The 12,488-nt window shown below is 53.0% G+C and carries 5 protein-coding genes; 2 read left to right on the top strand and 3 right to left on the bottom strand.

Features of this window, described 5'->3' with window-relative positions; translation table 11 throughout:
- Positions 1-296 precede the first annotated feature (296 nt).
- Both rlmN and ndk read right to left on the bottom strand, forming a co-directional pair.
- Positions 297-1,367, bottom strand: a complete 1,071-nt coding sequence (rlmN, locus tag MMC1_RS15330; protein WP_011714548.1) for a dual-specificity RNA methyltransferase RlmN — start codon at positions 1,365-1,367, stop codon at positions 297-299.
- Between the two features lie 159 nt (positions 1,368-1,526).
- Positions 1,527-1,955, bottom strand: a complete 429-nt coding sequence (gene ndk / locus MMC1_RS15325; protein ID WP_041642909.1) for a nucleoside-diphosphate kinase — start codon at positions 1,953-1,955, stop codon at positions 1,527-1,529.
- Between the two features lie 351 nt (positions 1,956-2,306).
- Here ndk and MMC1_RS15320 point away from each other — a divergent pair, with 351 nt between their 5' ends.
- Entirely contained in the window at positions 2,307-3,146 is an 840-nt protein-coding gene (locus MMC1_RS15320; RefSeq protein WP_011714546.1) for a hypothetical protein, read from the top strand.
- A 469-nt stretch (positions 3,147-3,615) separates the two neighbouring features.
- A complete protein-coding gene (locus MMC1_RS15315) occupies positions 3,616-4,920 on the top strand; it encodes a TolC family protein (protein WP_011714545.1) in 1,305 nt (434 codons plus the stop codon).
- A 444-nt stretch (positions 4,921-5,364) separates the two neighbouring features.
- On the opposite strand, the gene MMC1_RS21970 is transcribed toward MMC1_RS15315, so the two are convergent.
- Positions 5,365-5,541 (bottom strand): hypothetical protein, encoded by a 177-nt coding sequence (locus MMC1_RS21970; RefSeq protein WP_160162722.1) that lies wholly within the window; start codon positions 5,539-5,541, stop codon positions 5,365-5,367.
- Positions 5,542-12,488 lie beyond the last annotated feature (6,947 nt).

The raw sequence follows: 12,488 nt of genomic DNA, 5'->3' as shown, positions 1-12,488 counted from the left end.
AAATGGTGGTGGTGGGATGGGCTTTCGAGAGTGCTCAATAATAAATAATAAAAACATAAGGATAAAATTTGAGTCTTGTTTGCAGTTATCGTGAATGGTTTCTATGCAGGCAGGTGGCGGCGATAATTTTACAGGTATAATTGACAGTATTAAATATAAGTATGATCAAAAAAGGGCGTCTCACCTGCGACATTCGATCAAGCAAGGTTTAATCTGTTGGGACAACGTAGGCGCCGCCAAGCCCAATCCGGTTAAGGAATTGGGCCCCGTGTCATCGCGCACACATAAATGAAAGCTTAACTTGCCCCCGGTGGGCGAGGGCGGGCCCCTTGTACGGCGCCTTTTAATTGACCACAGGCTGCGTCTATATCTTCACCGCGGCGGTCGCGAATAACCGTTACAAACCCTGCTTGATAGAGGATTTTTTGAAAGGCGGCGATGCGTGTCATGCTGCTCGATTGATAAGGCACACCTGGCCAAGGATTAAAGGGTATAAGATTGATTTTAGAAGGGATATCTTTTAGGAAGGAGACGAATAAACGGGCGTCATCCTCGCTGTCATTCACCCCGTGGAGCATGACATACTCCCAGGTAACGCGCCGTCCAGATTTAAGCGGGTAGCGGAGGGTAGCGGCCCGTAGCGCTTGCAGGTTATACTTCTTATTGAGTGGGACTAATTCGTCACGCAGCGTGTCGCGTACCGCATGTAAAGAAATCGCTAGATTCACCCCAAGCTCACGCCCTGCCTGTTCCATTTTGGGGAGTAATCCCGCTGTACTCAGTGTCACTTTACGGGTCCCAAAAGCTAATCCAGAGTCGTCTAACAAGATCAGCACAGCATCCCGTACGGCTTCATAATTATAGAGGGGTTCCCCCATGCCCATAAGCACGATATTGGTGACCCGCTTGTCACGTGCCGCTAAAGTGCGCCGCGCAAACAAAACTTGTTGAACAATTTCAGAGGGGGTTAGATTGCGGGCAAAGCCCTGCGCGCCGGTGTGACAAAACGGGCAGCTCAAGGTGCACCCCACCTGGGACGATATACACAGGGTGCCTCGCTCATCCTCTGGAATGTAGACGGTCTCGATTTGTTGTCCATCACTCAATCGTAGTAACCATTTTTCCGTGCCATCACGGCTGATTTGATGGGTCGAAACCTCGGGCCGTAGGGGGGTGCTTAATGCAGAAAGTTTCCTGCGAAAATCAATGGATAAGTCACTCATCTCATCCAGGTGTTGGGCTAATTTAACATGGAGCCAAGACCATAACTGTCTTGCCCTAAACGGCTTTTCTCCCAACTGCTCGACCACCAGTGAGGTTAATGCTTCCCGGGTCAAACCGGTTAAATCTAAGAGGGGCGTGTGCATAGAGGGCTCACAATCGATGGGCAGTGGTGGGGAAAACTGAGGGTTCGTTTGTAAAAAAAGAATGGATTAAAGAATGAAATCTCGTTGATTGTGCAGGTGTGGTGGTGAAATAGGGGCCTGTCTAGCTTTTAGACGAGGCCCCAGCCATTCATACGAGCATCAAGGGCGATCGCACAGTTCTGTGCCACTAAAGAAGAAGGCGATTTCTTGGGCAGCCGTTTCAGGGGCGTCTGAACCATGGACCGCATTGGCATCAATGCTCTCGGCAAAATCAGCACGGATGGTACCTGGAGCGGCGTCCTTAGGATTGGTGGCACCCATAATGTCACGGTTTTTCAGGACAGCGCCATCACCTTCTAAAACTTGCACAACCACAGGGCCTGAGCTCATGTAGCTGCACAGATCATTGTAGAAGGGGCGTGCTTTATGCACTTCATAGAATTTTCCTGCAATTTCAGGCGTTAGGCGAATCATTTTAGAAGCAATAATACGCAGGCCCGCTTTCTCGAAACGGCTTTGGATCTCCCCTACGACATTTTTAGCAACTGCGTCAGGTTTGATGATGGAAAAAGTGCGTTCAATGGTCATGGTAAACTCCTGATGAAAAAACACCGCCAGCATGAACAAGCAGGGCAGCATGTGGGTGATTAAATTATGTGGCACTCATTGGATAAGCAAAACATAGCGGGCCATAACTTGCGCAGGCATGCGAATCCTTAGTTGATGCTCTGGCCGCAAGAGTGCCTAACTAGAGCCCTTTTTGTAAAGTTTGGCGAGGGTATCAATTGGTATGAAGGTTGCCAAGCTTTTTAATCAAATGATGGGGGGAGAATTAAAAAAAATGAAGATCTGCTAAACTTTGGACTTGTAATTGCATTCTTTTTAACGACGGTTAGTGTCGACCATCTCCTCTATTAAATATCAGTTGGAACGAACCCAATGCTCAAAATACCCTACAATAAAGTGTTTGTATTGTTGGCTCTAGCAGTCGCAATGAGTGGAAGTAGGGAGCTGTTGGCTGCTCCCGTATGGTTTGGCGGTTCATTTCGCGCAGACATCATTATGCATAGTCCTGACAAACCCGAGCAGGTTGCTAAAGGGACGCTCTATGTAGGGCCAATGCGTCTGCGTGCGGAAGGTACGGTAGGAAATCAAACCCGAGCGCTTATCATGGATTTAGAAAAAGAGCGTATGTGGACATTAGACCTTGCCAACAAACGGTATCATGAGGGGCCCGGTCGTGCACCGATGCCTCCGATGCCAGATTTAACACGTCTGCCGAGTGATCCGGATCATCCCGTTTGTGGTAAAGATAACCCGGCGCAGTGCGTGCTCAAAGGGGAGATCGCGTTGGATGGGATAATGACGCAACTTTGGGAGGTGAGTATGGCACGACGGGGGCAAACCACGCAGATGCAGCTCTGGGTAGACCCGCAACGCCGCGTCGTACTAAAGTACCAGCTGCTAAAGGGGCCGACGCTCTACCGTAAATTGGTAGAGGTTAGTCATGAACAGGGGCGGGCTACAGAAAAGTGGCAATTCACAGAGACCATAGGTAGCAAAACTAGAAATAGCGAACTCTGGGTAGATGCCCGCCTATTTTTACCCGTGCGCGTGGTGCAGAACGGGCAGGTAACGGCGGAGATTAAAAACATACAAGAAATGGTTCCAGATGCCTCGCTGTTTGAACTACCAAAAGATTATGTTCAATATTCAACTAAAGACCAAGAAAAAAAAGCAGATCCAGCTCAGCAAAAACAAGAAATGCAGTTCCATTGAGTTTTCCTATACATCTACCAATTTGCGCAATAGCTATGTTTTAAATGCAATGGTTAGGTGTACTTTGTTGGTGGGGTGGTTGAGCTTTGTTGTGCCAAGCAAAGGAATCGTTGTAAATATCTGAAATTGAGATAATCTTTTCAATTTTGGTGGCTGTTTAACCATAAACAATGTTGTCATTAGTGGTTTCTATGGCGGAAAATGGCCTTAGCTTATTGGTTAAGCGATTAAAAGAACCGGAAACAACGAGGTTGGCATGAGACAAAAAAAAACAACATATGCAAGTTCTTGTTTAACGGATAGAATATGAGCCGTCAGCGGTTACACTCTAAACCGTAGTATGAGTTAGAGATTGACGTTTGTGTCTAGTTTTGTTACCAAGTTACGGTTGCGTAAATTGGCCGTCGAGCCGGATTAGACCATCGCCCAAAGGGCTTTGAGAAATCACGATAAAAAAAAGGTCTGTACCATGCTTTTGAAACGTTTCGTTAAAAACGCCATCGTCGTCGGCGTCGCTTCGGTCTCTATGGTCGGTGTGGCGCAGGCCAACGATCTTCCCGAGTTGTTGCGCGGGTTGATCCAAACCAATGCGGAGGTAAAATCTGCTGAAGCCAAGCTTGGCGGCGCGAAAAGCGACGTCAGCTCCAAAAAAGGTGAATGGTTTCCAACCGTCACTGTGAACGCAAAAATTGGTCATGAGGGTACCAACCAAGGGGCGACACCCTTTACTGATGCGCGTTCTAGTGAGCTGAAAACCAGCTTTGATCAGTTGTTGTGGGACTTTGGTCAGCTGAATGCCGAAATAGACGCCGAGCGTGCCAACCAAATCGGCAAAGAGTACTCGGTCAGTCAAACGACCCAAAAAGTGCTGCGTTCCGGTGCCAAGGCTTACATCGATTTGGTTGCCGCTTACCGCGTGCTGGAAAATACCAAAGCGGTAGAGGGCCGTATTCGTGAACAGACCGCTTCCGAAGAAAAGCGTCTAAAAATCGGTGCTGGCTTGCGCAAAGATGTTTTGCAAAGCGAGGCTGAGCTAAGCCGGGCCATCGAAAAGCGGTTAAAAGCGGAGCTGAATTTGGCGAAGGCCATGAACGGCTATCGCCAGTGGTTCAATGTTGTGCCTGACGATCTCTCTAAATTGAACATGGTCGATGTCAACGTTGAGATTCCCTCAATGGAGGACATGATTGCGCAGTTTGAAGCCCAAAACTACGCCTTGCTTGAGACAAAGCAAAACATCGTTAAGGCTGTCGCGAGCAAAAATTCTACCCGCGCCAAAGGCTATTTTCCTGAGGTTACGCTGACGGGTAGCTATACCTTCCAAAACGATATGGGGGGCACTGTAAACTATGATGAGGACACCTCCATCCTCGTCAATGTCAAGATGCCTTTCAACTTGGGCCTTGCTGCGGTGCACGATGTTAATTCGGCACAGCATAAAGTGGAGGATTTTCAGGCTATTCACGACAAAGCTCGTGATGCGTTAGAGAAAAATCTTCGTGATACCTACCAAAAGCTGATTACGAGCAAAGAGTTAGTCGATCGTTATCAGCAAAGTGTTAAGTTGAACGAGGATTTTCTGACATTGGCCCGCAAAGAGCGCAAGCTTGGTGGTGGTAGCATGTCTTCTCTGCTTAGTATTCTCATTGCTGAGCGCAAAGTGATTGAAGCGAACTCTGACCTAGAAGAATCCAAGGCAGACGTGGTGAGTGCAAAGGTTGAGCTCCTCGAAGCCATTGGACGCCTGAGCCCCGATCTGTTTGTGCAACAGTAAAAAAAGCACAAAAAAAGCATGGACAGCCTCGCCCTTGGGTACAAATGTACCCAAGGGCTCTTTATGGCCTGCAACAAATGCTAAAACAACGTGACATAGTTAAGTGATGATTGCATGGCACGATGATCGTGTAGCGGTCCATGGCCATGCCTCCTTTGAATTGTCCAAAAAAATCACGGGAAGGGCACGATCTGCGGATCATGCCAACTGACAGATATAGACCCCGAAATAGCGTGGGTCTGAAAAAAATGGCGATCCAACGCCTTATCCTAATCAAGCATTATCGTCCTTACATCTGGTTAAGTGACGGTTTGTACCGGCAACGCGGTTCAGGGGGCTCCTAACATGAGCGAACAGACTGGGCAGAATGATATGGTTAACAACGAAGGTGAGATCCTTCTGGCTCAAGCTGATACTACCGATCAGGCTTCCGCGTCTGGCGGGTCAGATGATGCAACGCAGGCCGGTACCGGTCAGGGTGGGGCAGCGGCACAAGGTCAGGCCAAAGGTCAAGGTCAAGGCCAGGGTCAAGGCCAGGGTCAAGGCCAAGGCCAGGGTGAAGGCCAAGGTCAGGGTGAAGGCCAGGGCCAGGGTAAAGGCCAGGGCCAGGGTGAAGGCCAAGGTGTTTTGCTCCCAGGAAAGCAGGGTAAGGACAAAGAATTAGAAAAAGAGGATGGTAAAGGCGCCGCTGACGGTGAGCCAGATGCAACCGAAGGTGGGGGCGGGGAAGGCGTCGGTGCCGAGGCCACTGGAGCTGACGGCGAGGCCACTGGAGCTGACGGCGAGGCCACTGGAGCTGACGGCGAGGCCACTGGAGCTGACGGCGAGGCTGCTGGAGCTGACGGCGAGGCCACTGGAGCTGACGGCGAGGCTGCTGGGACCGATGGCACAGACGCTGAGTCTGAGGCAGAGGCAGAGGCAGAGGCAGAGGCAGAGGCTGAGGCCCAAGCTGAAGCAGACGCAGAAGCCGATGCCGAGGCTGAGGCTGAGGCTGAGGCTGAGGCTGAGGCTGAAGCTGAGGCAGAGGCCGCAGGTGACGAGGGTATGGATGCCATTTTGGCGGAAATTCAGGCTGATAGTGATGATGCCGCAGGGGACGAACCAGAACCCGATGCCGAACCCGATGCCGAGCAAGAACCCGATCCTATCATTGAGCCAGACTATCTAGATATCGGAGAGGATCTGGATTTATCTGATCTCGAATTAGAAGGCATTACCACGCTTTATCTCGATGATGGTATTACCATCACCACGAATGTCGAAACGTTAATGGGGTCGGCCAGTAATATTTCCAGCTTTGATGGGGCAGGGGATGTTGATTTAGCCAACAATACCACCATTGGCAATGGTGATGGTTTAAATGCTGTTGTCAAAATTGTAGACACCGCAGCCAATATCGAAACTTTGACGGACCAAGAGCTACAGGAGTGGTCCCAAGCCGGTATTAATGCCATTGAAATTACCAGTGGCCAGCTGAGCATTGAAGGTTCCATTGCAGAACTCTTCATTCTTTCGACCTCCGGCGGGACCGTCAACATTACGGATTCTTCCTCCACGGTAGAAGCCTCAACTCTGTATGCAACAACAGGGGATGATACGGTAACTGCGGATGACGGTGGTGATGCGCTTTATGGTCTGGACGGTAACGATACCCTAACGGGTGGTGCGGGAGATGATACGCTTAATGGCGGTGCAGGTGCCGATATTATGTACGGCGGTGATGGTGCCGATACCTTTGTCTTTAATACTGACGATGTAACATCGACAGACGCAGAGACGATCTATGGTGGTGATCTGTCAGGTGATACCAGCACCGGTGATATCATCCATGTGGTTACCAATACCATAGATTTTACAGGCTCAACCATCATCGGCATTGACTACTTTAAAATTGAAAGTGGTCAAGTTGCCATTATTGATAGTGATGAGCTTTCGACCAAGGACATCACGCTGATGGATGGTGATGTGGGTGCTGGCACACTGCGTATCACTTTACAAAGTGATGGGGATGACAGTGCGGATTTGAGCCTGCTTGATGTGAGCGGAGCAGGTGTTATTCAGTTTTATCTGACAGCTAATACCGATATTACCGGAATGGCGCTCAATACGAACACCATCTATACGGTCTCCACATCGGCCAGTGAAGTGCTTTCGCTCTCTATGACTCAAATGGAGCGTTTTTCTGGGCTAAGTGACGGATCGTATCTGGTTAAAGACACGGCCGCCGCGCTGGTTGCCAATACCAACAGCTATGTGACGGGTTCTGCAAGTGTCAGTGTTACGGACACGATTACAATGGCGCAACTCTCGGCCATTGATCAGGATACTACGGGTACCCTGACCTATGCGGCGGGCCTAAAGGACGGTGCCTCAGCACTAGCGGCCAACACTAACAGTTATGTTACAGGTAGCTATGTGGTATCTGTAACCGATGCAGCCACCATGGCAGAGCTTTCGGCCATAGATACGGCGACCTCGGGCACGTTGACCTATGGTTCAGGTTTGAAAGATAGCGCATCCGAACTAGACGCCAACACCAATAGCTATGTGACCGGTGCATTGGCCGTTTCTGTTACAGATGCGGCATCCATAGCACAGTTATCCTCGATTGACCAGGATACCACGGGCACACTGACCTACGGTGCGGGTTTGAAAGATGCTGCGGCGGCACTGGAAACCAATACCAATAGCTATGTTACCGGATCGCTAGCCGTCTCCATTACAGATGCCGCCACTATGGCGCAGTTGTCGGCCATTGATCAGGATACCACGGGTACGCTGGCTTATGGTGCGGGTTTGAAAGATGCCGCTGCGGCGCTGGAAGCCAATACCAACAGCTATGTGACGGGCAGTTATGTGGTCTCCATCACCGATGCGGCCACAATGGCGCAGTTGTCGGCCATTGATCAGGATACCTCCGGAGCGTTGACCTACGGTGCGGGCTTACAGGATGGGGTTTCTGCCCTTGATGCCAACACCAACAGCTATGTAACGGGCAGCTATGCTGTCTCCATCACTGATGTGGTGACCATGGCGCAGTTGTCCTCTATTGATCAGGATACCACCGGTGCGTTGACCTATGGTTCCGGCTTAAAGGACAGTGCAGCCGCGCTGGCCGCTAATACCAACAGCTATGTGACAGGTTCCTATGCTGTTTCTGTAACGGATGTGGCCACCATGGCGGAGTTGTCAGCCATGGATGCGGCAACTTCTGGCACGTTGACCTATGGTTCCGGATTGAAAGATAGCGCATCAGCGCTGGCCGCCAACACAAACAGCTATGTGACGGGTGCGTTGGCTGTTTCTGTTACGGATGCGGCCACCATGGCGCAGTTGTCGGCCATTGATCAGGATACCACTGGAGCGCTGATCTACGGTGCGGGTTTGAAGGATGGTGTTACCGCCCTGGATGCCAACACCAACAGCTATGTGACAGGTAGTTATGCGGTTTCCATCACCGATGCGGCCACCATGGCGCAGTTGTCGGCCATTGATCAGGATACCACTGGAGCGCTGACCTACGGTGCGGGTTTGAAAGATGCCGCTGCGGCCCTGGAAACCAATACCAACAGCTATGTGACGGGCAGCTATGTGGTTTCGATCACCGATGCGGCCACCATGGCGCAGTTGTCGGCCATTGATCAGGATACCACCGGAGCGTTGACCTACGGTGCGGGTTTGAAAGATGCCGCTGCGGCGCTGGAAACCAATACCAACAGCTATGTGACGGGTAGTTATGCGGTCTCCATCACCGATGCGGCCACCATGGCGCAGTTGTCTGCCATTGATCAGGATACCACTGGAGCGCTGACCTACGGTGCGGGTTTGAAAGATACCGCTGCGGCCCTGGAAGCCAATACCAACAGCTATGTGACGGGCAGCTATGTGGTTTCGATCACCGATGCGGCCACCATGGCGCAGTTGTCGGCCATTGATCAGGATACCACCGGTACCCTGAGCTATGGTGCAGGCTTGAAGGATAGTGCAGCGGCCCTAGCCGCCAACACCAATAGCTACATTACGGGCAGCTATGTGGTCTCCGTTACCGATGCGGCCACCATGGCGCAACTTTCGGTCATGGATACCGCCACCAGCGGCACCCTGAGCTACGGTGCGGGCTTGAAGGACGGTGTTGCGGCACTGGATGCCAATACCAACAGCTACGTGACCGGTTCTTACCTCGTTTCCATCACCGATGCGGCCACCATGGCGCAGTTGTCGGCCATTGATCAGGATACCACCGGAGCGCTGACCTACGGTGCGGGTTTGAAAGATGCCGCTGCGGCGCTGGAAGCCAATACCAACAGCTATGTGACAGGCAGCTATGCGGTCTCGATAACCGATGCGGCCACCATGGCGCAGTTGTCGGCCATTGATCAGGATACTACTGGAGCGCTGACCTACGGTGCGGGTCTGAAGGATGGTGTTGTCGCGCTGGAAGCCAATACCAACAGCTATGTGACAGGCAGCTATGCGGTCTCGATAACCGATGCGGCCACCATGGCGCAGTTGTCGGCCATTGATCAGGATACTACTGGAGCGCTGACCTACGGTGCGGGTCTGAAGGATGCTGCTGCGGCGCTGGAAGCCAATACCAACAGCTACGTGACAGGCAGCTATGCAGTCTCCATTACCGATGCGGCCACCATGGCGCAGTTGTCTGCCATTGATCAGGATACCACTGGAGCGCTGACCTACGGTGCGGGTTTGAAAGATACCGCTGCGGCCCTGGAAGCCAATACCAACAGCTATGTGACGGGCAGCTATGTGGTCTCCGTTACCGATGCGGCCACCATGGCGCAGCTGTCGGCCATTGATCAGGATACCACCGGTGCGTTGACCTACGGTGCAGGTTTGAAAGATGCCGCTGCGGCGCTGGAAGCCAATACCAACAGCTATGTGACGGGCAGCTATGTGGTTTCGATCACCGATGCGGCTACCATGGCGCAGTTGTCGGCCATTGATCAGGATACCACCGGAGCGCTGACCTACGGTGCGGGTTTGAAAGATGCCGCTGCGGCGCTGGAAGCCAATACCAACAGCTATGTGACGGGCAGCTATGCGGTCTCGATAACCGATGCGGCCACCATGGCGCAGTTGTCGGCCATTGATCAGGATACTACTGGAGCGCTGACCTACGGTGCGGGTCTGAAGGATGGTGTTGTCGCGCTGGAAGCCAATACCAACAGCTATGTGACGGGTAGTTATGCAGTCTCCATTACCGATGCGGCCACCATGGCGCAGTTGTCGGCCATTGATCAGGATACTACTGGAGCGCTGACCTACGGTGCGGGTCTGAAGGATGCTGCTGCGGCGCTGGAAGCCAATACCAACAGCTACGTGACAGGCAGCTATGCAGTCTCCATTACCGATGCGGCCACCATGGCGCAGTTGTCGGCCATTGATCAGGATACCACTGGAGCGCTGACCTACGGTGCGGGTTTGAAAGATACCGCTGCGGCCCTGGAAGCCAATACCAACAGCTATGTGACGGGCAGCTATGTGGTCTCCGTTACCGATGCGGCCACCATGGCGCAGCTGTCGGCCATTGATCAGGATACCACCGGTGCGTTGACCTACGGTGCAGGTTTGAAAGATGCCGCTGCGGCGCTGGAAGCCAATACCAACAGCTATGTGACGGGCAGCTATGTGGTTTCGATCACCGATGCGGCTACCATGGCGCAGTTGTCGGCCATTGATCAGGATACCACCGGAGCGCTGACCTACGGTGCGGGTTTGAAAGATGCCGCTGCGGCGCTGGAAGCCAATACCAACAGCTATGTGACCGGCAGCTATGCGGTCTCCATCACCGATGCGGCCACCATGGCGCAGTTGTCGGCCATTGATCAGGATACTACTGGAGCGCTGACCTACGGTGCGGGTCTGAAGGATGCTGCTGCGGCCCTAGCCGCCAACACCAACAGCTACATTACGGGCAGCTATGTGGTCTCCGTTACCGATGCGGCCACCATGGCGCAACTTTCGGTCATGGATTCCGCCACCAGCGGCACCCTGAGCTACGGTGCGGGCTTGAAGGACGGTGTTGCGGCGCTGGAAGCCAATACCAACAGCTACGTGACAGGCAGCTATGCAGTCTCCATCACCGATGCGGCCACCATGGCGCAGTTGTCGGCTATTGACCAGGATACCACTGGAGCGCTGACCTACGGTGCGGGTTTGAAAGATGCCGCTGCGGCGCTGGAAACCAATACCAACAGCTATGTGACGGGCAGCTATGTGGTCTCCATCACCGATGCGGCCACCATGGCGCAGCTGTCGGCCATTGATCAGGATACCACCGGTGCGTTGACCTACGGTGCGGGTTTGAAAGATGCCGCTGCGGCGCTGGAAGCCAATACCAACAGCTATGTGACGGGCAGCTATGTGGTTTCGATCACCGATGCGGCTACCATGGCGCAGTTGTCGGCCATTGATCAGGATACCACCGGAGCGCTGACCTACGGTGCGGGTTTGAAGGATAGCGTTGTAGCGCTGGATGCCAATACCAACAGCTATGTGACAGGCAGCTATGCGGTCTCGATAACCGATGCGGCCACCATGGCGCAGTTGTCGGCCATTGATCAGGATACTACTGGAGCGCTGACCTACGGTGCGGGTCTGAAGGATGCTGCAGCGGCCCTAGCCGCCAACACCAACAGCTACATTACGGGCAGCTATGTGGTCTCCGTTACCGATGCGGCCACCATGGCGCAGCTTTCGGTCATGGATACCGCCACCAGCGGCACCCTGAGCTACGGTGCGGGCTTGAAGGACGGTGTTGCGGCACTGGATGCCAATACCAACAGCTACGTGACCGGTTCTTACCTCGTTTCCATCACCGATGCGGCCACCATGGCGCAGTTGTCGGCCATTGATCAGGATACCACTGGAGCGCTGACCTACGGTGCGGGTTTGAAAGATGCCGCTGCGGCGCTGGAAGCCAATACCAACAGCTATGTGACGGGCAGCTATGTGGTCTCCATCACCGATGCGGCCACCATGGCGCAGCTGTCGGCCATTGATCAGGATACCACCGGTGCGTTGACCTACGGTGCGGGTTTGAAAGATGCCGCTGCGGCGCTGGAAGCCAATACCAACAGCTATGTGACGGGCAACTATGTGGTTTCGATCACCGATGCGGCCACCATGGCGCAGTTGTCGGCCATTGATCAGGATACCACCGGAGCGCTGACCTACGGTGCCGGTCTGAAGGATAGCGTTGCAGCGCTGGATGCCAATACCAACAGCTATGTGACGGGCAGCTATGCGGTCTCCATCACCGATGTGGTGACGATGGCGCAGTTGTCGGCCATTGATCAGGATACCACCGGTACCCTGAGCTATGGTGCAGGCTTGAAGGATGGTGCAGCGGCCCTAGCCGCCAACACCAACAGCTACATTACGGGCAGCTATGTTGTCTCCGTTACCGATGCGGCCACCATGGCGCAACTTTCGGTCATGGATACCGCCACCAGCGGCACCCTGACCTACGGTGCGGGCTTGAAGGACGGTGTTGCGGCACTGGATGCCAATACCAACAGCTACGTGACCGGTTCTTACCTCGTTTC

The sequence above is a fragment of the Magnetococcus marinus MC-1 genome, assembly GCF_000014865.1.
GTDB lineage: Bacteria > Pseudomonadota > Magnetococcia > Magnetococcales > Magnetococcaceae > Magnetococcus > Magnetococcus marinus.
Note: the sequence above shows the minus strand (reverse complement) of the source record. Positions and strands in the feature narration are given on the sequence as shown.

Bases quoted from the DNA above. Each gene is read 5' to 3' on its own strand.
- rlmN (WP_011714548.1), bottom strand. From the start codon at position 1,367: ATGCACACGCCCCTCTTAGATTTAACCGGTTTGACCCGGGAAGCATTA.
- ndk (WP_041642909.1), bottom strand. From the start codon at position 1,955: ATGACCATTGAACGCACTTTTTCCATCATCAAACCTGACGCAGTTGCT.
- MMC1_RS15320 (WP_011714546.1), top strand. From the start codon at position 2,307: ATGCTCAAAATACCCTACAATAAAGTGTTTGTATTGTTGGCTCTAGCA.
- MMC1_RS15315 (WP_011714545.1), top strand. From the start codon at position 3,616: ATGCTTTTGAAACGTTTCGTTAAAAACGCCATCGTCGTCGGCGTCGCT.